Genomic DNA, 23,144 nt, shown 5'->3' on the forward strand with positions numbered 1-23,144 from the left:
GGTTTAATTTGCGCGTGACTTACGCTTCAAATACCCGGACCTGCTGCTCAACTTGAGCCAGCATGGCTTGGCAATGCTTTAAGAGCGCCGCACCTCGTTGATAAGCTAAAAGCGTCTCTTCCAGAGAGAATTTGCCTGACTCCATGTCAGAAATCAGCTTTTCTAGCTCTTTTACAGCCTGCTCGTAACGCAAGTTGGGGTCGATTTGAACCTCAAGACCGGGTTTCTGACCCTCAGATTTCTTTGCTGGCATTGGCTTATTTCCTTCAAATTTCTCACAGATGTAGCCCTACATATTAAAGCGAGACGGGGGTCAGATGGGTATAATTCCCTCCTTCCTTTTCAATATCGATCCGTCGATGGTTGGATTGGTAATTCCGCTTAGCTTCGGCTGACGTTTTCGGGGGTGGGGAGAATGACTAATCTGGCTACCGCGCAGCAACTTGCGCCGTCCAACTTACAACTGCCGGTTTCGGCCTATTTTGACGTTGATCTCTATCAGCGTGAAATTGAACTGCTTTTTAAGCAGGGCCCAGGCTATGTTGGTCACGAACTCATGGTTCCTGAGATTGGCTCTTATCAAACCTTAACCTCAGAAAATGAGGGTCGCCTACTGGTTCGTAATGCCCATGGCGTTGAACTTCTTTCCAATGTCTGCCGTCATCGCCAAGCACTCATGCTCAACGGCAAAGGTAAGGCAGACAACATCGTTTGCCCCTTGCATCGCTGGACCTACGATTTAAATGGTCAGCTCATGGGTGCACCCCATTTTGAAAATAAGCCTTGCCTCAACCTAGGCAAGTCACCCTTGCAAAATTGGCAAGGACTCTTATTTGAAGGTCCGCGTGATGTGCGCACCGATCTTGCCAAGCTCGGCGTAGCTGATGATCTTAATTTTGAGGGTTATGTTCTAGATCACGTTGAAGTCCATGAGTGCAATTACAACTGGAAGACTTTTATCGAGGTCTACCTTGAGGACTATCACGTCGTCCCATTTCACCCAGGCTTAGGTAAGTTTGTTTCTTGTGAAGACTTGCGTTGGGAATTCGGTGACTGGCACAGCGTACAAACTGTTGGCATTCATAAAAACCTAGAGAAGCCTGGCTCTCCGGTTTATCAAAAGTGGCATGAAGCGGTATTGCGCCACCACGAGGGTAAGACACCGCGCCATGGCGCTATCTGGCTGACCTACTACCCCAATGTGATGGTGGAATGGTACCCAGGGGTTTTATGCGTTTCGACATTACACCCCATGGGTCCGAATAAAACACGCAATGTGGTTGAGTTTTATTACCCAGAAGAGATCGCTCTTTTTGAGCGTGAGTTTGTAGAGGCAGAGCGTGCAGCCTATATGGAAACTTGTATTGAGGATGATGAGATTGCAGAGCGTATGGATGCTGGTCGCGCCGCCTTGTTAGCACGCGGTCAAAATGAAGTAGGGCCCTATCAAAGCCCGATGGAAGATGGCATGCAGCATTTCCATGAATGGTACCGTCGTGCCATGAACTATCAAGGCGCATAATCCAGTAATACTCATCGCACCCATTAGGAAGCCATCATGACGCCTCTCATTACTGCAAACCAGTTAGAAGAAATCCTCAATAGTGGCGAGAATGTTTTGCTCTGTGATTGCCGCTTTGATTTAGTTGACCCACTAGCAGGTAGAAAGTCTTATTTAGAGGGGCATATTCCGGGCGCACTCTACGTCGATCTAGATCACGATTTATCTGGCGCCAAGACTGGTAAGAATGGTCGCCACCCACTACCAACTCCTGAAGCCTGGGCGCAAACCAAATCCCGCTTAGGAATGGATTCAAAAACTTTGGTGATCGCCTACGACAATCAAGGCTCCGTATATGCCAGTCGCTTGTGGTGGATGCTCAAGGCAACTGGTCATGCCAATGTTCAAGTATTAGATGGCGGCCTAGATGCTTGGAATGGCCCAATAGGCACCCTGCCACGGCAGCCTGAGGCTACAAGTGCTCCTGTGCCAGCGATGCCTTATGTTGGCTTGGTGACGGTAGAAGAGGTTGTTCACAATCTTCAAGCCAAAATCAATGTCATCGTGGATGCTCGTGCAAACGATCGCTTTCATGGTCAGAATGAAACATTAGATCCAGTTGGCGGACACATTCCCAACGCAATCAATTACTGCTTTAGAGAAAATCTCACTGGCAAATCTTTCAAAACCTCGGAGCAGTTGTACAAAGATTTTCATGCTCTCCTGGGATCCACCAAAGCCTCTGAAGTGATTCACCAGTGCGGCTCTGGAGTAACAGCCTGCCACAATTTACTCGCCATGGAGGTCGCTGGACTCAAGGGTTCACGCCTATATGCAGGCAGCTGGAGTGAATGGTGTGCCGATCCAAGCCGGCCAGTGGCGCTTTAATGCAGCAGCGAGAGCAAGATTACAAAACCAACGCCGCAAGCAATCAAAATCGTTTGACGTAAAGACTCAGCCCAATGTGGGCGTCGATGCATTTGCGGAATGAGATCACTCACCGCAATGTAAATAAAGCTACTGGATGCAATCACGAGCAAATATGGCATTGCTGCATGAGCCTTCTCTAAGAAGAAGTAAGCCAGTACGCCGCCCACTACCGCAGACAAACCACAAATGAAGTTGTACACCAAGGCGCGAGTTCGAGAGAATCCCGCATTGAGCAATACGATGAAATCCCCAATCTCCTGAGGAATCTCATGGGCAATGATGGCAATGGCAGTAAAGATACCCACCTGATAATCCGCCATGAATGCGGCAGCAATCAAAACACCATCAACAAAGTTATGTAATCCATCGCCAACCAAAATCATCCAACCGCTACGACCCGCAACTTCAGCATCATGGCCATGGTGATGATCGTGGCCATCCCCTTCATGGTGATGGCTGTGGCGCAGTAATGCAATTTTCTCGAGCAAGAAAAAGCCTAGTAGTCCCGCAAGCAAAGTAGCAAATAGCAACTGAGGGCTCGCGCCCGACATCGTAAATGCCTCAGGTAATGAATGCAGCAAAGCAGTGGCCAGTAAAATACCAACTGACACACTGACCATGCTGTGGACCATCTTTGATAAAAAAGACAAAGAAAAACTTGCGGCAACGAGAACGCTAGCGGTTCCCGCTAGCGCTGTTACCAACAAGATGCTTTGTAATACTGACATGGAAATTATGCAACTCCGTTTTGTTTAAACCAGGCAATGCATTTTTCCCAGCCATCTTTAGCGGGACCTTCGCGATAACTAGCGCGGTAGTCAGCATGGAAAGCATGTGGTGCATCAGGATAGATTTCAAAACGACAGGCTTTGGCCGCTGGATTTTTTGGCGCTGCTTTTGCCAACGCTTCGCGCATTTGCTCAACACTCTCTAAAGAGATGCCAGTATCAGCGCCGCCATATAAGCCCAGCACAGGTGCTTTTAGATCGGCAGCGATATCGACTGGATGACGCGGGTTGCCTTCTGTTTTTTCACCAATGACACGACCGTACCAAGCTACACCCGCCTTAACCTGCGGGAGCGTGGCTGAGAGCCAAGTAATGCGGCCACCCCAGCAAAATCCAGTGACGCCCACTTTTTTCAGATCGCCGCCATTCTTTCCGGCCCAAACTAAGGCCGCTTGCAAATCATTCAGCACTTGCGTGTCCGTAGTAGGAGCAACAATATTTTTCTGAATCTCAGCAATCGTGCCGTAAGTATTCGGATCGCCAGCGCGAGTAAAGAATTCGGGGGCAATCGCCAAGTAACCTAATTTCGCAAAACGACGTGTGACGTCAGCAATGTATTCGTGCACACCAAAAATTTCGCTAGCAACGATCACAATCGGCAAGTTGCCTTTAGCCTTTTCTGGACGAGAAACATAAGCAGGCAGCTGAAAGCTTCCGACTGGAATCATTTGTTCACCAGCTTTAATGCCAGCAAAATCTGTTTCAATCGCTGCGGCCATGACCGGCTCAGAAGCAGCAACAAAGCCAATACCCATAGTTGTTGCGGTAATAGCAGAGGCCTTCATAAAGCCCCTTCTATCGCTAGACACTATTTTTGAATCTTGATCTTTTTTCGCTGTCATTTTCTAGTCTCCTGATTTAGTGTGCTTCTTCCCAATTATCGCCAATCCCAATACCAACTACCAAAGGAACCTTGAGTTCCGCCACCTTGCACATTAAGTCCGGTAGCTTAGCCTGCAAGAGCTCCAGCTCATCCAAGGGTACGTCAAACACCAACTCATCATGCACCTGGAGCAGCATACGGGTCTTAAGCTGCTCCTTTTCTAGCCAGTTTTCGACGGCAACCATAGCTAACTTAATAAGGTCGGCTGCCGTTCCTTGCATTGGTGCATTGATCGCAGCACGCTCTGCGCCTTGGCGGCGAGGGCCATTGGAACCCTTAATTTCTGGCAACCATAGACGTCTGCCAAATACCGTTTCGACATAGCCATTCTCCCTGGCCTCCAAGCGAGTACGTTCCATATATTGAGCAACCCCTGGATAGCGATCAAAGTACTTAGCAATGTAATTTTGAGCCGCTGAACGCTCAATACCCAAGGTACCCGCCAAGCCAAAAGCACTCATGCCATAGATCAAGCCAAAGTTAATCACTTTGGCATAACGGCGCTGCTCTGAAGTAACGCCCTCCAACGGCACTCCAAAAATCTCCGCTGCTGTAGCTTGGTGCACATCTTTACCAGCAGCAAAAGCAGCCAGCAAGTTTTCGTCTTCGGCAATGTGCGCCATGATGCGTAATTCAATTTGTGAGTAGTCGGCTGAGAGCAACTTACATCCTTCAGCTGGAATAAACGCCTCCCGAATACGACGACCTTCTTCCGTACGCACAGGAATATTTTGCAAGTTCGGATCACTAGAAGCCAAGCGCCCCGTCACTGCAGTCGCCTGAGAAAAGCTGGTGTGCACTCGACCCGTCTTAGGGTCAGCCATGCGTGGCAGCTTCTCAATATAAGTCGACATCAATTTAGCGAGACTGCGGTAATCCAAAATACGGGCAGGCAAGGGATAGTCTTCAGCCAGCTTTTGCAAAACTTCTTCATCAGTCGATGGTGCGCCCGATGGCGTTTTTTTAATTACCGGGAGTTCTAGCTGACCAAACAAAATTTCTGCAATCTGTTTGGGAGACTGAATATTGAAAGGTTGTCCTGCAAGCTTATGAATCTCACTCTCCAAAGCCAGCAAACGTTTGCCAACCTCTTGACCCTGCTTAGACAGTAGTCCTGAATCAATCCGAATCCCATTACGCTCCATGATGCCAAGGACACGCATTGCTGGCATCTCAATATTTTCATAAACATACAGCAGGCCTGGGCTCTCCTGGATTTGCGGCCACAGAGCTAAATGCAGACGTAAGGTAATGTCAGCATCTTCCGCGGCGTAATCTGTTGCGATCTTCAGATCGACTTGATCAAAACCAATCTGATGCACACCTTTCCCGCACACCTCTTCATACTTAATGGTCTTCATACCGAGATGTCGCTCGGCCAAGTTATCCATGTTGTGTGGCATATGTGATTCAAGTACGTAAGACTCCAGCATGGTGTCAAACGCAATGCCTTGCAAAGTAATGTCGTAGTTCGCAAAGATATGGCTGTCGTACTTGAGGTTCTGACCCACCTTCAGATGCGAAGTGCCTTCTAACCAAGGCTTCATGCGCGCCAAGACTAATTCGCGACTGAGCTGAGTTTCTCCATTACGGTGCGCTACTGGGATGTAGCAGGCCTCTCCAGGAGTAACGCAAAGCGAGATACCTACTAGCTCTGCAGCCAGCGCATCTAGGCTAGTAGTCTCAGTATCCACCGCCGTAAGGTCAGCGCCTTCAATTTTTTTAATCCAGCGATCTAATGCTGCTTCATCGATAACACATTCATAGTGTTTTGCAATCGCACCCTGCAGATCCGTTGTTTCTTGCGATAAGGCGGTAGTTGCTTCTGTAGCAGTGGGACCAAACTTCTTGGATACAGCCTTTACATTTTCTTCAGCAGTATTTTTGAAGGGACTACCAGCCAAATCAAAACCACTAGCAGCTTCAGGAGCTGCTCCACCCAATTGTTTCTCTACATCACGCAACCACGTCTTAAAGGCGTAGCGTTCAAATAACTCTCTCAAGAGGGGTGCATCTTCTGGTTTTGCATGTAGATCATCTAGACCTGGAAGATGTGGAGATAAATCACAATCCGTTTTGACGGTAATGAGTTGACGTGCCTGTGGGAGCCACTCCAAACTATTACGCAGGTTCTCGCCAACAACGCCTTTTACTTGATCGGCATTCGCCATCAAATTATCTAAATCACCAAACTCAGCCAACCATTTATTTGCTGTTTTAGGACCAGCCTTCGGAACACCAGGTACGTTATCGACCGTGTCACCAATAATGGAAAGGTAATCCACGATGCGCTCGGGAGGTACGCCAAATTTAGCAATCACTCCATCAATGTCCAATTTTTCATCAGTCATCGTATTAATCAAAGTGACGGATGCATTCACCAGCTGAGCTAAATCTTTATCGCCAGTAGAAATAATGGTTTCCCAGCCAGCTTGGGTAGCTTGGCAAGCCAAGGTGCCAATCACGTCGTCAGCCTCAACCCCCGAAACCATCAACACCGGCCAGCCCAAGGCCTTCACCATGGCATGGATCGGCTCAATCTGTTTGACTAAATCCTCCGGCATGGGGGAGCGGTGCGCCTTGTACTCGGAGTACATTTCATCCCGGAAAGTCTTGCCTTTGGCATCAAAAACACAGGCAATATGGTCAGCCTTGAGTTCCGAGCGAGCTCGGCGCATCATATTAACCATCCCATAGATTGCCCCAGTTGGGTCGCCTGCCCCATTTCTGAGGTCTGGCATGGCATGAAAGGCGCGATAGAGGTAGCTAGAGCCGTCTACCAACAAGAGTCTATGTTTAGTCATACCGCAATCGTACAATCTAGTTGCTAACTGCCTACAGATCAGGTTCAAATCCCCCTGAAAAGAGGCCTAAAAAGGTGAAAAATGATGCACGCTCTAACTAACTTACTCCACTCTTCTTTGAGCCAAGCCCTTGTTATTACAAGCTTTTTAGTGGCTTTTGCCTCTTTTGGCCTCAATTTTGCACATGCCCAAAATAATTCTCAAGCGCTGAGCCCATCCGAGCTACAGCGCATTAATAATCAGCCTTTGGCACCAGCAGTCAACGCATCACAAGTGACAAATGCACCTGAAGGTCGTAAACCGAGCTTTCAGCACAAAGAAGCTACGGGCACAGAAGTTACCGAATACAAGGATGCCAATTCACCTACGCAAGTGGATGTGAAGACGCGCTACACCAGCTATGAAATGGCGCCTCCAACAACAGTGATGCCTGGCGTACCAAAAGAAACTGATCTGATCAGCGTACCGAGCATCAGTATCCCTTTTTAATTTCTAGTTATGGCCGTCTTCACCCCTATTGAATTAAGTGATATCTCCGCTTGGATCTCAAATGATTTTGATATTGGGCAGGCCATCGATATTCGCGGCATTCATGGTGGTATTGAGAACTCCAATTTTTTTCTCGACACCGAGAAAGATGGCAAGAAACAAGAATATGTTCTGACTATTTTCGAAAGACTTTCAGCAGAGCAACTTCCGTACTACTTAGAGCTAATGCGCCACTTGGCTGACAAGGGGATTGCAGTACCTAAGCCTCTTGAAAACAAACAGGGGCAAATTCTATTTACTCTTAAAGATAAGCCAGCAGCGATTGTGAGTAAGCTTCCAGGTCTCTCTAGACTGGTGCCCGAAGCAAAGCATTGCGCATTGGTTGGTGAGAACTTGGCAAAGATGCATTTGGCCAGCAGTGACTTTAAGCACACCCAAGAAAATCTACGCAGCCTGTCTTGGTGGCAAAAAACTGTTCCGCAAGTCTTATCCCACCTGAGCGATGCACAAAAAGAATTACTCACAACTGAGCTTGCCACTCAAGAGCAGTTCTTTGCCTCTGCTGCTTATGCATCGCTGCCGCAAGGGGCAAGCCATTGCGACCTCTTTAGAGATAACGTACTGTTTGACCCTCAGGGTGCAAGTGACAGTTCTCAAGACCAGCTGGGTGGCTTCTTCGACTTTTATTTCGCTGGAACAGACAAGTGGTTGTTTGATTTAGCGGTGACAGCAAATGATTGGTGTCTTGCAGAAAACAAACAGGATTTAGATCCTGCTCGCTTCAAGGCGTTGATGGACGCGTATCAATCTGTTCGCCCCTTAAGCAAGGAAGAGCAAGCGAGCTGGCCACTGATGATTCGTGCCGCAGCTCTTCGTTTCTGGATTTCACGCCTGTGGGATTTTTACTTGCCACGTGATGCGCAAATGCTCACACCACATGACCCTCGTCATTTTGAAAATATTCTCTTAAGTCGCAAAGCAATATGAAACTAAACTCCGTCGCCCCAAAAGAGGGTTACACCTGGATACGTCAAGGCATTTGGCTGTTCAAACAAAACCCTTTGGGTTTTTTGATGCTGGTATTCATGTATGTGTTTGTGGCGCAGCTAGCAGTGCTCGTACCAGTGATTGGTGTTTTTGCCGTCCTATTACTGACGCCCACTTTGTCGGTAGGCTTTATGACCGCCTGTCGGCAAGCGATTCAAAAAGAACGTATTCGCCCATCGGTCTATGTCATTGCCCTGCAATCTTCGCCATTAATTCGTAAACGTATTCTGCAATTAGGCTTGGTATACGCGGCACTCATTCTGGCGCTGAGTTTTATCTTAAGCATGTTGGTGGATTTTGAGTTACTAATTCCCCTCATGACGAATGACAAGCCCATCACCCCAGAAGTAGTTCGTCAGATTTATCTGATTCTCTTTTTTGGCGGCCTGCTGTATATCCCGGTAGCGATGTTGATGTGGTTCTCTCCCGTGCTCGTTGCTTGGGCTGATATGCCAGTAGCGCAGGCGCTCTTCTCTAGCGCTATTGCATGCTGGGCAAATCGTGGCGCATTCTTTTTGTATATCGCTATTTGGGGTGCGATCTTAATCGCTATTCCATTAACGATTGGCTCTATCTTTGACGCGCTAGATTTAGGTCAAGCCGCCTCATTTATCATCGCCCCCATTTCCATGGCGGGATTGACAGTGATGCATTGCTCGTTCTTCGCCACTTGGAAAGCGTGCTTTGCTGAAAAAGAATCAGCAACCTTAATTGCTTAGTCTATCGCTGCAAGCTTAGCAATACTGAGCTGCAGCCATTTCACTCCGTGGCGCTTGAAGTTCACTTGAGCGCGCGCGTCGGCATCATTACCCTCTAAGCCAGTCACGCGCCCTTCACCAAATTTGGTATGAAAGACATTCTGTCCGATAGTAAATGGATAGTTGCCACGTGGTGGTGAAGCCATTCGGGTAACAGAAGTTGAGGCAGAGCCTACGCGACCAATTTGCCTTGCAGGTCGCTCACGCTCATTGCCAGAATCAAAGAAGTCATTCGATCCAAACTCGCGCTGACGGGTATAGCCATCCTGCCAAGTTGATCCTGAACGGCCACCGTTTCCACCAGTAGTGCCGCCCCAGCGGGCATCTTTTACTTTTGGCGTAAGCCACTTCAGCGAATCAGATGGCAACTCTTCCAAGAAGCGGGAAGGCATGTTGTAACGCACTTGGCCATGCAACATCCGCGACTGCGTGTGGGAGAGGTAGAGACGCTCCTTGGCCCGAGTAATCGCAACATACATCAAACGACGCTCTTCTTCTAAACCATTCTGTTCATTGATGCTGTTCTCATGCGGGAACAGACCCTCTTCTAAACCAGTAATAAATACGGAGGTGAACTCTAAGCCTTTGGCAGAGTGCACTGTCATCAGCTGAACGGCGTCTTGACCTGCTTGAGCTTGGTTATCACCGGCCTCGAGCGATGCGTGCGAGAGGAATGCCGCTAATGGTGAGACCTCCACTAGGCCAGGGGCATTCTCACCCGGTAGCGTAGCAGCAGTGGCATCTTGGCCATAGCCCTCTTCCGCAATAAATGCGGTCGCAGCGTTAATTAATTCTTGTAAGTTTTCTACGCGATCCTGACCTTCACGCTCTGAGAGGTAGTGCTGAATCAAGCCGCTATGTTGAATAACGAACCCCACTGTCTCCGGCAAAGTATTGTGACGAGTAGCTTCACGCATGTGATCTACCAAGCGTACAAAGCCGCCCAAGGATGCACCCGCTTTACCATCCAGTGTCGATGCAGCCAAATACAAAGAACTGTTTTGAGCGCGGGCTGCATCTTGCACAGCCTCAATCGATCTTGCACCAATGCCGCGTGTCGGGAAATTCACTACACGCGAGAAAGAGGTGTCGTCATTTGGATTCTCTAGAAGACGTAGGTAGGCCAAAGCGTGTTTAATCTCAGCACGCTCGAAGAAGCGCAGTCCACCGTATACGCGATAGGGAATCGCGGCAGAAAACAAGGCGTGCTCGATGATGCGTGACTGGGCATTACTTCTATAGAGCAAGGCAATTTCAGTGCGCTTGATGCCGCTATTTACCAGCGCTTTGATTTCGTCTACGAGCCAAGCAGCTTCTGCGTGATCGCTCGGCGCATCATAGATGCGGACTGGCTCGCCATGACCAGCATCAGTGCGTAAGTTTTTACCCAGGCGATCCGTGTTGTTGGAAATGAGATAGTTTGCGGTATCTAAGATGTGGCCATGTGAGCGATAGTTTTGCTCAAGCTTGACCATCATTGGGTGATATTGCTTTTCATACAGACGCATGTTCTCAACGTCTGCACCACGGAAGGCGTAAATACTTTGATCATCATCGCCCACTGCGAATACCGCGCTACTGCCCATGCCACTGACATTGACGCGACTAACATCATGGCCAGACAGTAATTTGAGCCAGGCGTATTGCAAGGCATTGGTATCCTGGAACTCATCAATCAAGATATGGCGAAAGCGCTCTTGGTAATGCGTCCGAATTGCTTCGTTATGTTTTAGCAATTCATAGCTACGCAATAGGAGTTCAGCAAAGTCGACTACGCCCTCACGTTGGCACTGCTCATCATAGGCTTCGTATAACTGGGCCATCTTGGCCTGAAAGTCATCCCCCACAGATAACTCTTTGGCACGCTGACCACGCTCTTTGGCGTGTGCAATGAAGTATTGCAACTGCTTAGGTGGGTATTTCTCATCATCAACCTTTAAGCCTTTTAAAAGGCGCTTAATAGCGGATAACTGATCTTGGGTGTCCAAAATCTGAAAAGTGGATGGCAAACCAGCCTCTTTGTGATGCGCACGCAGCAAACGGTTACAAAGACCGTGAAAAGTGCCAATCCACATACCCCGAGTATTGATGGGCAACATGGCACTTAAGCGCAACATCATCTCTTTAGCGGCCTTATTCGTGAAGGTCACCGCCAGGACGCCAATCGGCGAAACCTGACCCGTTTGGATCAACCAGGCTATACGGGTCGTGAGGACGCGGGTTTTTCCGCTACCAGCGCCAGCCAAAATCAGGGCTGACTGGGCCTGGCCATTTTCATTTACTGGCGGGAGGGTCACTGCCTCGCGTTGTTCTGGATTAAGGTTTGCGAGTAGGTCTGAGTACATCGCCCCAATTATAATTTGCCTCATATGCCAAATGCTTCGAATACCCCTAATTCACCCAACCCCCCATTAACTAGTTCTTTAGACGAACTAGCCAAATCCTACGAACCCGCCCCAATTGAAGCTTATTGGGGTCCGGAATGGGAACGCCGAGGCATTGCCGACGCCACCCTAGATGAGGGTAAGGGAGATTTCTCGATTCAGTTGCCGCCACCGAATGTGACGGGCACCCTGCACATGGGTCACGCCTTTAATCAAACCATCATGGATGGCTTGGTGCGTCATGCCCGTATGTCTGGCAAAAATACCTTGTGGGTTCCAGGCACAGACCATGCTGGCATCGCCACACAAATTGTCGTTGAGCGCCAACTCGATGCACAGAAAGTTTCTCGTCACGATTTAGGTCGTGAGAAATTCTTAGAAAAAGTCTGGGAGTGGAAAGAAACTTCCGGCAACACCATCACACGTCAAATTCGTCGCCTAGGCGCTTCGATTGATTGGGGTAAAGAATATTTCACGATGGACAGCAAGATGTCCAAAGCGGTTGTCGAAGTATTTGTTCGTTTACATGAGCAAGGTTTAATTTACCGCGGCAAACGTTTAGTGAACTGGGATCCGGTTTTAGGAACCGCCGTCTCGGATTTAGAAGTAGTGAGCGAAGAAGAAGATGGCTCGATGTGGCACATCCGCTATCCATTAGCAGATGGCTCCGGACACCTGACCGTTGCCACCACTCGCCCGGAGACCTTATTGGGCGACGTTGCCGTCATGGTCAACCCAGAAGACGAGCGCTACAAACACCTCATTGGCAAGTCAGTACAACTGCCCCTATGCAATCGCGAGATTCCAATTATTGCGGACGACTATGTTGATTTAGCTTTTGGTACTGGCGTGGTTAAAGTGACGCCTGCGCATGACTTCAACGACTACGCCGTTGGACAACGCCACCAATTACCTCTCATTAATATTTTGACTCTCGATGCCAAGATTAATGAAAATGCACCTGCTACTTATCAAGGCCTTGAGCGTTTTGCTGCACGCAAACAAATCGTTACTGATTTAGATGCTGCCGGTTTACTAGAAAAAGTACAGCCGCATAAATTGATGGTGCCACGTGGTGATCGCACTCAAACCATCATTGAGCCAATGCTCACTGACCAATGGTTTGTTGCAGTATCCAAGCCAAGTCCTGATAACAAATATCAACCGGGCTCATCTATCGCTGGTGCCGCATTGGATGCCGTTACCAAAGGTGATATCAAGCTCGTTCCAGAAAATTGGATCAGCACTTATACCCAGTGGTTAGAGAACATTCAGGACTGGTGCATCTCTCGTCAACTCTGGTGGGGTCATCAAATCCCCGCCTGGTATGGCGATGATGGTCAGATCTTTGTAGCCCGCTCTGAAGATGAAGCTAAAGCTAAGGCTGTTGCTGCCGGTTATAACGGGGAGTTGAATCGCGATCCTGACGTATTGGATACCTGGTTTAGCTCAGCGCTTGTGCCATTTAGCTCACTAGGCTGGCCAGAAGAAACACCTGCCCTCAATCACTTCCTACCATCCTCAGTACTGGTAACCGGCTTTGACATCATCTTCTTCTGGGTAGCCAGAATGGTCATGATGACTTGTCATTTCACTGGCAAGGTTCCGTTCAATACTGTTTACGTACACGGCTTAGTTCGTGATGCCGAAGGTCAGAAGATGAGTAAGTCCAAAGGAAACACTTTGGATCCAATCGACCTCATTGATGGTATCAAGATTGAAGACTTAGTTGCGAAGCGCACCACTGGCCTGATGAATCCAAAGCAGGCTGAAAGCATTGGCAAGAAAACCAAGAAAGAATTTCCGGAGGGTATCCCTGCGTTTGGTACCGATGCCCTGCGCTTTACCTTTGCCTCACTCGCATCACTGGGTCGCAACATTAACTTTGATCAGAAACGCTGCGAGGGTTATCGCAACTTCTGTAACAAGCTATGGAATGCCACTCGCTTTGTTCTCATGAACTGTCCTGGCAAGGATGAAGAAAATGGTTTTGCGCCGTGTGACAACCAATGCGGGCCAGAAGGTTACTTAGATTTTTCTGAGGCTGATAAATGGATTGTTTCTTTATTGCAAAGAACGGAAGCTGATGTTGCCAAGGGCTTCCAGAACTATCGCTTTGACAATATTGCCACCAGTATTTATCAATTTGTTTGGGATGAGTATTGCGATTGGTACTTAGAATTAGCAAAGGTTCAATTGCAGACTGGTACTCCTGCACAGCAACGAGCCACTCGTCGCACACTACTACGCGTTTTAGAAACGATCTTGCGCATGGCGCATCCACTGATTCCATTTATCACTGAAACTCTCTGGCAAACCGTCGGGCCTAAAGTGGGTAAAGAGTTGGTTAAGCAAGATAAGCAAACGATTGCTCTGCAACCATATCCCGTTGCTCAGCTCGATAAGGTTGATGAGCAAAGCGAAGCTTGGGTTGCCCAAATTAAATCCATTGTGGATGCTTGCCGTAACCTACGCGGCGAGATGCAAGTTTCACCTGCACTCAAAGTGCCCCTCTGGGTTAGTGGACCGCAAGATTTCCTGAAACAGGCAAGCCCTTACTTAACTGCATTAGCAAAGCTTTCAGAAGTCAAAATCTACAGTGATGAGTCCGCTTTGGAGAAAGATGCCCCAGGCGCACCGATGGCCTTAGTTGGCAATATCAAGCTACTACTCAAGATTGAAGTCGACGTAGCAGCCGAAAGAATTCGTCTAGGCAAGGAAATTGAGCGCTTGGCCAATGAAATCACTAAAGCACGCAGCAAACTTGGCAATGAAAGCTTTGTGGCTCGCGCTCCAGAAGAGGTGGTTGCCCAAGAGAAACAGCGTCTTGCCGGCTTTGAGCAAAACCATGAGAAGCTTGTTGCACAATTAGAACGTCTTAAATAAGAACGGATTCTCCATGCCATTACATTTCAGCTCCAAAAAGGTAACGAAGGCTGTATTTCCGGTTGCGGGATTTGGCACACGTTTTTTGCCAGCTACTAAAGCAAGTCCGAAAGAAATGCTCAATGTTGTGGATAAACCGCTCATTCAATATGCGGTTGATGAAGCCATTGCCGCCGGCATTACTGAACTCATTTTTGTTACTGGCCGCAGCAAACGCGCAATTGAAGATCACTTTGATAAGGCCTATGAATTAGAAGCAGCTCTTGAGGCCAAAAATAAACAAGACCTCCTGCATCTCGTGCGTAGCGTCAAACCAGATAATGTTGATTGCGTATATATCCGACAATCCGAACCATTGGGTTTAGGGCATGCTGTTTTATGCGCTGAGAAACTAGTGGGTGACGAACCTTTTGCAATCATTTTGGCGGACGATCTTTTGGATGGGTATCCTCCAGTGCTTTCGCAAATGCTAAAAGTTCATGAAGAGCAAAATGGCTCAGTGCTGGCTGTTGAGAAAATTGATCCCTCCAGAAGCGGCTCCTATGGAGTTGTCTCAGGAAATGAGGTCAGCAAAGGGATCTATCGCCTCGATGGCATCGTTGAAAAGCCAAAACCAGCTGATGCCCCTTCTAATCTCGCAGTTGTAGGACGCTATGTGCTTTCATCAAAGATCTTTGATCACATTCGCAATGTAAAACCTGGTGCTGGCGGAGAAATTCAGCTCACCGATGCTATTGCCGCCTTACTCAAGGAAGAGCCTGTATTTGCATATGAATACGATGGTGTACGTTATGACTGCGGCAGCAAACTGGGCTACCTCAAAGCATCAGTAGACTTTGCTTTGCGTCACCAAGAAGTTGGTGAAGAATTTGCTGAGTACCTCAAAAGCTGGTCTCTAAAATAATCCCGTGAACTAAAAGTAAAAAAGGCAGAAATCACTTTCTGCCTTTTTCTTTGCTACTGAGAGCTCCAGCGCGTCTTATCTTCTCTTGAGGAAGAAAACCAGTACATCACCCTCTGTAGAGCTCGATAGCAATTCGTTACCAGTCTGCTTTGCAAATGCAGGAAAGTCATGGGCTGCACCGGAATCCGTTGCCTTCACTTTGAGCACTTCGCCAGACTGCATTGTGGCTAAAGCTTTCTTGGTACGCAAAATTGGGAGCGGGCAGTTCATGCCAATGGCATCTACCTCGAGATTGAATTCGATAGCATCACTCACTTAGAGGCCACCCAATCTTTCACACCAGCTAAGGCCGCGCCCAACTTACTTGGGTCTGTACCGCCAGCCATCGCCATTTCTGGCTTGCCGCCACCTTTACCACCCACTTGCTGAGCAACAAAGTTCACTAAGTCGCCTGCCTTTACTTTGGCAATCGAATCCGCAGTCACGCCAGCAATCAAACTCACCTTATCGCCCTGCACAGAAGCCAAGACAATGGCGGCTGTTTTCAACTTCGCCTTCAAAGCATCCATGGTTTCGCGAAGAACTTGCGCATCCGCACCATCCAAGCGCGCTGCCAACACCTTAAGACCATTGACATCGATTGCTTGTGTAGCCAATTCATCACCCTGGCTGGCAGCGAGTTTGGAATTCACTTTATCCAACTCACGCTCTGCCTGACGCAAACTTTCTTGTAACTGAGCAACACGATTCACCAAATCACCCGGATGGGTTTTGAGAATCGTCGCCGCTTCATTAATCTTGTCTTCCAAGCCTTGCAGAAAGTTCAATGCATTTCTACCGGTAACCGCCTCAACGCGACGGATACCAGCTGCAACACCGCCCTCAGAAACAATCTTTAAGCTACCGATGTCGCCAGTACGGCCAACGTGGGTTCCACCACATAACTCCTTAGAGCTACCGATTTCAAGCACCCGAACTTCATCACCATACTTCTCACCAAAGAGCATCATGGCACCCGTCTTTTGTGCGTCATCCAAAGACATGACTTTTCCGGAAGTCGCAGTATTAGCCAAAATCTCGGCATTCACAATATCTTCTATCCGACGAATTTCTTGTGCAGTAATAGGTGCGTTGTGAGTAAAGTCAAAACGGGTTTTACTGGCATCAACCAAAGATCCCTTTTGCTGTACGTGGTCGCCCAATACTTCACGCAATGCTTTATGCAAAATATGCGTAGCGCTATGGTTGCGCATTGTTTCAGTTCTTTGCTCAATATCCACCAAGGCGTTGATTGCATCGCCTACTTTGAGCTCACCCTCTTGTACTTCACCTTGATGACCAAAAACATCCGCCTGAATCTTGAAAGTATCTTCAACTGCAAAACGTACTGCTTCATTACGCAACTCACCCTTATCGCCAACCTGTCCACCAGACTCAGCATAGAAAGGGGTGTTATCTAAAACGATCACTGCAGCATCACCAGCTTTGACAGACTGCACAGCAGAGCCATCAACATAGAGCGCAGTTACTTTGGCGCCATCATGTTTCAAGGTGTCGTAGCCGTGGAACTGAGTTGGTTTGCCGGAATACTCTAAGCCTTGAGCCACCTTGAACTTACCAGCCGCTCTTGCTTGATCGCGCTGCTTTTGCATTGCCAAATCAAAGCCTTCAGCATCCACCGTGACATCGCGCTCGCGGCACACGTCCGCAGTCAAGTCCAAAGGAAAGCCAAAGGTATCGTGCAAACGGAAAGCGGTTTCACCATCCACCGTCTTGGCACCACCAGCAAGCGCGCCCTCCAAAATTTCCATGCCGTTAGCAATGGTCTGAAAGAAGCGCTCTTCTTCCTGCTTAATCACTTCACTGACTTTATCTTTTTCTGCCTGCAACTCTGGATAAGCCTGACCCATCTCTTTTACAAGAGCGGGCACGAGTTGATAGAAGAACGGTTTGCGTGCGCCCAATTTGTAGCCATGACGAATTGCACGGCGTGTGATGCGACGTAGAACATAGCCACGACCAGCATTACCCGGAATAACACCGTCCACCACAATAAAACTACAGGCGCGAATATGGTCTGCAATGACTTTAAGTGATGGACTTGTTGGATCGCAATTCTCACCACCGGCCGCATCAACAGCTTCCTTAGCCGCTTTGAGCAAATTAACAAAGAGATCAATCTCATAGTTAGAGTGCACGTGCTGCAGAACTGCGGCAATACGCTCAAGACCCATGCCAGTATCTACGCTAGGCTTAGGCAAAGGATGCATATTGCCCGCTTCGTCGCGATTGAACTGCATGAATACGTTATTCCAAATCTCGATGTAGCGATCACCATCTTCATCGGGACTTCCCGGAGGGCCGCCCGCAATGTGAGGACCATGGTCGTAGAAGATTTCAGTACAAGGACCGCATGGGCCTGTATCACCCATCATCCAGAAATTATCTGAAGCGTAACGAGCGCCCTTGTTATCGCCGATGCGAATAATGCGTTCCGCTGGAATACCAATTTGCTTGTTCCAAATTTCATAAGCCTCATCGTCTTCCGCATAGACGGTGACGAGCAGCTTTTCTTCTGGCAACTTAAATACTTCTGTTAATAAGCCCCAGGCAAACTGAATGGCATCTTTTTTAAAGTAATCCCCAAAGGAGAAGTTACCCAACATTTCAAAGAAGGTGTGATGACGGGCTGTATAGCCGACGTTATCCAAGTCATTGTGTTTACCGCCGGCACGAATGCATTTCTGAGCGCTGGTAGCACGGTTATAGGGGCGCTTATCAAAGCCTAAAAAGACGTCCTTAAACTGATTCATACCCGCATTGGTAAATAACAGGGTTGGGTCGTCTCCAGGCACCACAGGGCTGGAAGGGACAATTTGGTGGCCTTTTTGGGCGAAGTAGTCCAGGTACGCCTGGCGAATTTGGGAGACTTTCATGCGAATAATTATCGCATTGGCACTAGTCAGGGGCAAACCCTAGGCAAAGCTCCTCAATCCTGCCTTACAATCCCGTAACATCAATAAATAGATCGGCCTTTAAGTCGATATAAGGAGCTCAACTTGAAAATTCGCAATCAACGGGATTTTGGCGCTGGAATCATGTACATGGTTATCGGCCTATTCTTTACCATAGTAGCTACCCATTACCCAATGGGTACGGCGGCCAAAATGGGTCCAGGCTATTTCCCATTCTTCCTCGGCATTCTGATGTCACTTTTAGGCTTACTGGTGCTAGTAAAGTCCTTAAGAGCGACCGCCACAATTGAAAGCATCCCTAAATTCAATTGGCGCATCATTGGCTTAATTACCGGCTCAGTAGTCCTTTACGGCATCCTCTTACCAACCATGGGCTTTGTTGTAGCAGTATTTGTACTGGTATTTATGTCTGCGAGCGCAAGCCATGAGTTTCACTGGAAGGGCACATTAATTAATGCCACCTTCTTGGTTGCATTTACCTATTCAGTGTTTGTAGTAGGACTGAAGCTTCAGTTCCCATTACTGCCTTTCTTTCTTCAATAACAAACCGGGATACTGAAAAATGGACTTATTTGCTAATTTAGCTCTCGGTTTCGATACCGCCTTTACCCTCCAAAACCTACTGTATTGCTTAATTGGTTGCGTTTTGGGTACTTTGATTGGTGTTTTGCCAGGCCTAGGCCCAATCGCGACAATTGCGATGTTGTTGCCAGCGACCTATGCATTGCCTCCAATTGCTGCTTTGATCATGTTGGCTGGTATTTACTACGGCTCCCAGTACGGTGGCTCTACAACTGCAATTTTGCTCAATATCCCAGGGGAAACGTCCTCGGTGGTGACGGCGATCGATGGATATCAAATGGCCAGAAATGGTCGAGCGGGCGTAGCTCTCTTTACTGCCGGCATGGGCTCCTTCTTTGCTGGTTGCGTGGCTACATTGGTTTTGGCTGCTTTTGCTGCCCCACTCTCTCAGCTAGCCTTTAAGTTTGGTCCCGCCGAATATTTCTCCCTAATGGTTTTAGGGTTAATTGGTGCGGTCGTTCTGGCCTCAGGCTCTTTGATCAAGGCGATCGGCATGATCATTCTTGGCCTATTAATGGGCTTGATTGGTACCGATGTGAACTCTGGTGTCTCCCGCTACGCTTTTGACATCCCTGAATTAAGTGACGGCATTGGTTTCGTAGCCGTAGCGATGGGTGTTTTCGGCTTTGCTGAAATCATGGGTAACCTTGAGAAAAAAGGCGAGGATGAGGGCTTCTTGAATAAGATGACCACGATGATCCCAACCAAGCAAGATGTAAAACGCATGATCCCATCAATCTTGCGTGGCACAACAATTGGCTCCATTCTGGGGATCTTGCCAGGCGGCGGCGCTGCTTTGGCAGCCTTTGGTGCTTACTCAGTTGAAAAGAAATCATCTAAATACAGCCATGAGTTTGGTAAAGGTGCGATCGAGGGTGTAGCAGGTCCTGAGGCAGCAAACAATGCTGCAGCTCAAACCTCTTTCATTCCATTGCTCACTTTGGGTATTCCACCAAACGCTGTGATGGCTTTGATGGTTGGTGCGATGACGATTCATAACATTCAGCCAGGCCCACAAGTGATGACCAGCAACCCAGCTTTGTTCTGGGGTCTGATCGCATCCATGTGGATTGGTAACGTGATGTTGATTCTCTTGAACTTGCCACTCATTGGTATTTGGGTAAAGCTCCTGAAGATTCCTTATCGCTTTATGTATCCAGCCATTTTGGTCTTCTGCTGTATCGGCGTGTACACCGTGAATAACACTGTGTTTGACGTATACATTACTGCTGCTTTCGGCATTATTGGCTACCTCTTCTTCAAACTCGGTTGCGAACCTCCTCCATTGCTGCTCGGCTTCGTGCTCGGACCAATGATGGAAGAGAACTTCCGTCGCGCCCTATTGTTGTCACGTGGTGATTTCACAACCTTCGTAACCCGCCCACTCTCCTTAGGATTGCTCATCGCAGCAGCCCTCTTGGTCGTGATCGTGGCTCTGCCTGCGGTTAAGAAAACCCGTGAAGAGGCTTTCGTAGAAGATTAATTCTCGAATGCTTCCCAGAATCGAGCCCGCAGCAGTTTGCGGGCTTTTTTCTTTATAGGCAGGGCTTTTCTCTACAATGGGCGCATGTCCCAAGATAGCAAACCCTCTAAATCGCCTGCCGGCACAGTTGCTGAGCCCTCCAACTTTTTGCGCCAGATCATCGATCATGACTTGGCGAGTGGCGCCTACCAAAACCGAAGCGATCGCAGCGGCCAAGCTATCCCCTCCATCATTACGCGTTTTCCACCAGAGCCCAATGGCTATCTCCATATTGGTCACGCCAAAAGTATCTGCCTGAACTTTGGCTTAGCTGCTGATTACAACAATCAAGCGGGTGGTGCACGTTGCAATATGCGCTTGGATGACACTAACCCAGTTAAAGAAGATATTGAGTACGCCGATAGTATTTTGGACGCCGTTAAATGGCTGGGATTTGATTGGGGCACACACCTTTATCACGCAAGTGATTACTTTGACCAACTCTATGAGTTTGCAGAAATTCTGATTCAGAATGGCAAAGCGTATGTGGATAGTCAAAGTGCGGATGACATTCACACCAATCGCGGCAACTTTGGCCAAGTTGGAAAAAATAGTCCGTACCGCGATCGCACGCCCGATGAGAACCTGGCTTTATTCCGCGAGATGCGTGATGGCAAATTCAAAGACGGTGAACATGTTCTGCGACTGAAGATTGATATGGCGCATCCGAATATTGTGATGCGAGATCCCGTGGTCTATCGTATTCGTCACACTGATCACCACCGCACTGGTAGCAAGTGGTGCATCTATCCTTTATACGATTTCACGCACTGTATTTCTGATGCATTGGAAAATGTTTCACACTCCATCTGCACATTGGAGTTTGAAAATAATCGCCCGCTCTACGACTGGATCGTAGCCTCACTGGCAGAACTAGGGATCTTCAAAAATCCCGTTCCACATCAATATGAGTTTGCTCGCCTCAACCTAACTTACACCATCACCAGCAAGCGCAAGTTACTGCAATTGGTAGAAGAAAAGCATGTTGATGGCTGGGATGATCCGCGGATGCCGACCATCGTAGGTATCCGACGTAGAGGTTACACACCAGAGAGTATTCGCCTGTTCTGTGAGCGCATTGGTGTATCTAAAGCAGATAGTTGGATTGATATGAGCACTCTGGATCAAGCCCTACGGGATGATCTAGAGGCCAAGGCCCCACGGGCCACAGCGGTCCTTAAGCCACTCAAACTCGTGATTGAAAACTTTGATGCATCTGCGAGCGAGCCTTGCTCAGCTCCGCGTCATCCACAACATCCCGAGTGGGGCAATCGCGAGTTTCATTTCACAAAAGAATTGTGGATTGAAGAAGATGATTTTATGAAGGAGCCTGTTAAGGGATTCTTTAGACTATATCCACCGATTGGCGATCAACCTGGTGGACGCGTACGCTTACGTCATGGCTTTGTGATTGAGTGCACCGGCTTTGAAGTGGATGCCAATGGCAATGTGATTCAAGTTAATGCAACTCACTTTCCCGACAGTAAGAGCGGCACTCCCGGCTCAAATAATTACAAGGTGAAGGGCAACATTCATTGGGTTAGCGCGGCAGAAGCTGTGCCAGCACAAGTGCGTCTCTATGATCACTTATTTAATGACCCACATCCAGATAGCGGCGATAAAAATTTCCTTGATGCGATCAATCCAAACTCCAAGCAAACGATTACTGCGTACTTAGAGCCCTGCATGAAAGATGCTAAAGCAGAAGATCGTTTTCAGTTTGAGCGTCACGGTTACTTTGTTGCGGACCAAAGCGACTCTAAACCAGGTCAACCGGTATTTAATCGTACGGTCGGACTTAAGGATTCTTGGAAATAGTTTTCAGAAACTCTGCGACGCTGGGATAGCGTAGCGGGGTTTTTAATTCTGCTAGTCGCGTATTCGTTACGCGTCGCGACTCCCGCATAAAAGACCACAGCATCGGGGATACGATTTTCTCTAACTGCTCAGCTGGCAATCTTGGTGGTCGATCCAAACCAAACGCATCAGCCACTTCATCAAAGTAATCACCCATCTTGGTTTCACCGCCGTCACAGGCATTGATGACACGCTGTGGTTTGCCGTGATAGACGGCAGCACAAATCAATCTCGCCAAATCATCGCTCTGAATATGGTTTGAGTAGGCATCCTCAGTTGCAATTAAGGCAGGCGTTCCTGCCTGAATGCGCTCAACTGGCAATCGGTCAAAGGCATAGATGCCTGGCACACGCAGAATGGTAAGGACTACGCCGTGAGAAGGGGCCCAAAGACCTAGGCAATTTTCTGCATCCACCCGACGCTTGGCTCGCTCGCTTTGGGGGTTCACGGGCGTTACTTCACCCACCCTCCCGCCTGCATGATCCCCGTACACACCGGTGGTGCTCACATAAATCAAGCGCCCAACAGTATTGGAGCCTTGGGATAAAATTCGCAAGAGGTTGCGAGTTCGGCAATCACGATGACCTGTATTTTGGGGTGGTGCCAAGTGGATAACGGTTTGCGCTAATCCACTTAAGCGCCACAAGCTATCGGGCTTATCCAGATCCCCCAAAATCGGAATCGCGCCAACCGCTCTCAACTCCTGAAAACGTGCTTTCTGGGAAGTTAGGGCATATACGCGATGACTTCGGGCAAGCTGCTTAGCAACACGTAGGCCAATGTCACCGCAGCCGACGATCAGGATTCGAGGTTTACCAAAAGATTGCATAGGTC

General features: G+C 48.3%; 18 protein-coding genes. 10 read left to right on the forward strand and 8 right to left on the reverse strand.

Translation table 11 applies throughout. From position 1 onward, the window contains the following. Nucleotides 1-19: 19 nt before the first annotated feature. Complete coding sequence (xseB, locus tag ICN14_RS04675) at nucleotides 20-253, reverse strand: exodeoxyribonuclease VII small subunit (protein WP_015421852.1); 234 nt, start codon at nucleotides 251-253, stop codon at nucleotides 20-22. Nucleotides 254-415: 162 nt separating this feature from the next. Here xseB and ICN14_RS04680 point away from each other — a divergent pair, with 162 nt between their 5' ends. Beyond that, nucleotides 416-1,522 carry an aromatic ring-hydroxylating dioxygenase subunit alpha gene (locus ICN14_RS04680; protein WP_216225270.1) on the forward strand — a complete coding sequence of 369 codons (1,107 nt, stop codon included), beginning with the start codon at nucleotides 416-418 and terminating at the stop codon, nucleotides 1,520-1,522. Nucleotides 1,523-1,558: 36 nt separating this feature from the next. Then, entirely contained in the window at nucleotides 1,559-2,389 is an 831-nt protein-coding gene (locus ICN14_RS04685) for a sulfurtransferase (RefSeq protein ID WP_216225272.1), read from the forward strand. Here the strand turns inward: ICN14_RS04685 and ICN14_RS04690 are convergent. From ICN14_RS04690 to polA, 3 genes are read right to left on the reverse strand one after another with little or no spacing between them, the layout of a single operon-like run. Next, nucleotides 2,386-3,159, reverse strand: coding sequence for a ZIP family metal transporter (locus ICN14_RS04690; RefSeq protein WP_216225273.1), 774 nt, complete (start codon nucleotides 3,157-3,159; stop codon nucleotides 2,386-2,388). The genes ICN14_RS04685 and ICN14_RS04690 overlap by 4 nt on opposite strands. Nucleotides 3,160-3,164: 5 nt before the next feature. Further along, nucleotides 3,165-4,061, reverse strand: coding sequence for a dienelactone hydrolase family protein (locus ICN14_RS04695; RefSeq protein WP_216225275.1), 897 nt, complete (start codon nucleotides 4,059-4,061; stop codon nucleotides 3,165-3,167). Nucleotides 4,062-4,077: 16 nt separating this feature from the next. Next, the gene (polA, locus tag ICN14_RS04700; protein WP_216225277.1) at nucleotides 4,078-6,906 is read right to left on the reverse strand and encodes a DNA polymerase I; all 2,829 of its coding nucleotides are present in this window, start codon (nucleotides 6,904-6,906) and stop codon (nucleotides 4,078-4,080) included. An 81-nt stretch (nucleotides 6,907-6,987) separates the two neighbouring features. Here polA and ICN14_RS04705 point away from each other — a divergent pair, with 81 nt between their 5' ends. The 3 genes from ICN14_RS04705 to ICN14_RS04715 are packed head-to-tail and all read left to right on the forward strand — an operon-like array spanning nucleotide 6,988 to nucleotide 9,161. Continuing rightward, nucleotides 6,988-7,395: a hypothetical protein gene (locus ICN14_RS04705; RefSeq protein ID WP_255535969.1), complete on the forward strand. Its 408-nt coding sequence runs from the start codon at nucleotides 6,988-6,990 to the stop codon at nucleotides 7,393-7,395. Nucleotides 7,396-7,404: 9 nt separating this feature from the next. Next, entirely contained in the window at nucleotides 7,405-8,382 is a 978-nt protein-coding gene (locus ICN14_RS04710) for a homoserine kinase (RefSeq protein ID WP_216225278.1), read from the forward strand. Continuing rightward, the gene (locus tag ICN14_RS04715; RefSeq protein WP_216225281.1) at nucleotides 8,379-9,161 is read left to right on the forward strand and encodes a BPSS1780 family membrane protein; all 783 of its coding nucleotides are present in this window, start codon (nucleotides 8,379-8,381) and stop codon (nucleotides 9,159-9,161) included. Before ICN14_RS04710 ends, ICN14_RS04715 begins: the two co-directional genes overlap by 4 nt. Here the strand turns inward: ICN14_RS04715 and ICN14_RS04720 are convergent. After that, complete coding sequence (locus ICN14_RS04720; RefSeq protein ID WP_216225925.1) at nucleotides 9,158-11,545, reverse strand: UvrD-helicase domain-containing protein; 2,388 nt, start codon at nucleotides 11,543-11,545, stop codon at nucleotides 9,158-9,160. The two genes, ICN14_RS04715 and ICN14_RS04720, sit on opposite strands and share 4 nt — an antisense overlap. Before the next feature lie 24 nt (nucleotides 11,546-11,569). Here ICN14_RS04720 and ICN14_RS04725 point away from each other — a divergent pair, with 24 nt between their 5' ends. Next, the gene (locus ICN14_RS04725) at nucleotides 11,570-14,470 is read left to right on the forward strand and encodes a valine--tRNA ligase (RefSeq protein ID WP_216225283.1); all 2,901 of its coding nucleotides are present in this window, start codon (nucleotides 11,570-11,572) and stop codon (nucleotides 14,468-14,470) included. A gap of 13 nt (nucleotides 14,471-14,483) precedes the next feature. Continuing rightward, a complete protein-coding gene (gene galU / locus ICN14_RS04730) occupies nucleotides 14,484-15,374 on the forward strand; it encodes a UTP--glucose-1-phosphate uridylyltransferase GalU (RefSeq protein ID WP_216225285.1) in 891 nt (296 codons plus the stop codon). A gap of 75 nt (nucleotides 15,375-15,449) precedes the next feature. On the opposite strand, the gene ICN14_RS04735 is transcribed toward galU, so the two are convergent. Beyond that, the gene (locus ICN14_RS04735; protein ID WP_216225926.1) at nucleotides 15,450-15,677 is read right to left on the reverse strand and encodes a sulfurtransferase TusA family protein; all 228 of its coding nucleotides are present in this window, start codon (nucleotides 15,675-15,677) and stop codon (nucleotides 15,450-15,452) included. Between the two features lie 8 nt (nucleotides 15,678-15,685). Further along, a complete protein-coding gene (gene alaS / locus ICN14_RS04740; RefSeq protein ID WP_216225287.1) occupies nucleotides 15,686-18,310 on the reverse strand; it encodes an alanine--tRNA ligase in 2,625 nt (874 codons plus the stop codon). 123 nt (nucleotides 18,311-18,433) lie between these two features. On the opposite strand from alaS, the gene ICN14_RS04745 reads away from it, so the two are divergent. From ICN14_RS04745 to ICN14_RS04755, 3 genes are all read left to right on the forward strand, one after another. Then, a complete protein-coding gene (locus ICN14_RS04745) occupies nucleotides 18,434-18,892 on the forward strand; it encodes a tripartite tricarboxylate transporter TctB family protein (protein WP_216225289.1) in 459 nt (152 codons plus the stop codon). A 19-nt stretch (nucleotides 18,893-18,911) separates the two neighbouring features. Beyond that, nucleotides 18,912-20,414 (forward strand): tripartite tricarboxylate transporter permease, encoded by a 1,503-nt coding sequence (locus tag ICN14_RS04750; RefSeq protein WP_216225291.1) that lies wholly within the window; start codon nucleotides 18,912-18,914, stop codon nucleotides 20,412-20,414. An 84-nt stretch (nucleotides 20,415-20,498) separates the two neighbouring features. Beyond that, a complete protein-coding gene (locus tag ICN14_RS04755; protein ID WP_216225293.1) occupies nucleotides 20,499-22,271 on the forward strand; it encodes a glutamine--tRNA ligase/YqeY domain fusion protein in 1,773 nt (590 codons plus the stop codon). Here the strand turns inward: ICN14_RS04755 and ICN14_RS04760 are convergent. Next, entirely contained in the window at nucleotides 22,252-23,139 is an 888-nt protein-coding gene (locus ICN14_RS04760; protein WP_216225294.1) for an SDR family oxidoreductase, read from the reverse strand. The two genes, ICN14_RS04755 and ICN14_RS04760, sit on opposite strands and share 20 nt — an antisense overlap. Nucleotides 23,140-23,144: the final 5 nt, after the last annotated feature.

The sequence above is a fragment of the Polynucleobacter sp. MG-27-Goln-C1 genome (genome assembly GCF_018881905.1).
Taxonomy (GTDB): Bacteria; Pseudomonadota; Gammaproteobacteria; order Burkholderiales; family Burkholderiaceae; genus Polynucleobacter.

Coding starts and splice junctions, on each gene's coding strand:
- polA (WP_216225277.1), bottom strand. CDS start 6,906: ATGACTAAACATAGACTCTTGTTGGTAGACGGCTCTAGCTACCTCTAT.
- ICN14_RS04690 (WP_216225273.1), bottom strand. CDS start 3,159: ATGTCAGTATTACAAAGCATCTTGTTGGTAACAGCGCTAGCGGGAACC.
- ICN14_RS04710 (WP_216225278.1), top strand. CDS start 7,405: ATGGCCGTCTTCACCCCTATTGAATTAAGTGATATCTCCGCTTGGATC.
- ICN14_RS04695 (WP_216225275.1), bottom strand. CDS start 4,061: ATGACAGCGAAAAAAGATCAAGATTCAAAAATAGTGTCTAGCGATAGA.
- alaS (WP_216225287.1), bottom strand. CDS start 18,310: ATGAAAGTCTCCCAAATTCGCCAGGCGTACCTGGACTACTTCGCCCAA.
- ICN14_RS04725 (WP_216225283.1), top strand. CDS start 11,570: ATGCCAAATGCTTCGAATACCCCTAATTCACCCAACCCCCCATTAACT.
- ICN14_RS04680 (WP_216225270.1), top strand. CDS start 416: ATGACTAATCTGGCTACCGCGCAGCAACTTGCGCCGTCCAACTTACAA.
- ICN14_RS04755 (WP_216225293.1), top strand. CDS start 20,499: ATGTCCCAAGATAGCAAACCCTCTAAATCGCCTGCCGGCACAGTTGCT.
- ICN14_RS04720 (WP_216225925.1), bottom strand. CDS start 11,545: ATGTACTCAGACCTACTCGCAAACCTTAATCCAGAACAACGCGAGGCA.
- ICN14_RS04685 (WP_216225272.1), top strand. CDS start 1,559: ATGACGCCTCTCATTACTGCAAACCAGTTAGAAGAAATCCTCAATAGT.
- ICN14_RS04750 (WP_216225291.1), top strand. CDS start 18,912: ATGGACTTATTTGCTAATTTAGCTCTCGGTTTCGATACCGCCTTTACC.
- galU (WP_216225285.1), top strand. CDS start 14,484: ATGCCATTACATTTCAGCTCCAAAAAGGTAACGAAGGCTGTATTTCCG.
- ICN14_RS04715 (WP_216225281.1), top strand. CDS start 8,379: ATGAAACTAAACTCCGTCGCCCCAAAAGAGGGTTACACCTGGATACGT.
- xseB (WP_015421852.1), bottom strand. CDS start 253: ATGCCAGCAAAGAAATCTGAGGGTCAGAAACCCGGTCTTGAGGTTCAA.
- ICN14_RS04760 (WP_216225294.1), bottom strand. CDS start 23,139: ATGCAATCTTTTGGTAAACCTCGAATCCTGATCGTCGGCTGCGGTGAC.
- ICN14_RS04705 (WP_255535969.1), top strand. CDS start 6,988: ATGATGCACGCTCTAACTAACTTACTCCACTCTTCTTTGAGCCAAGCC.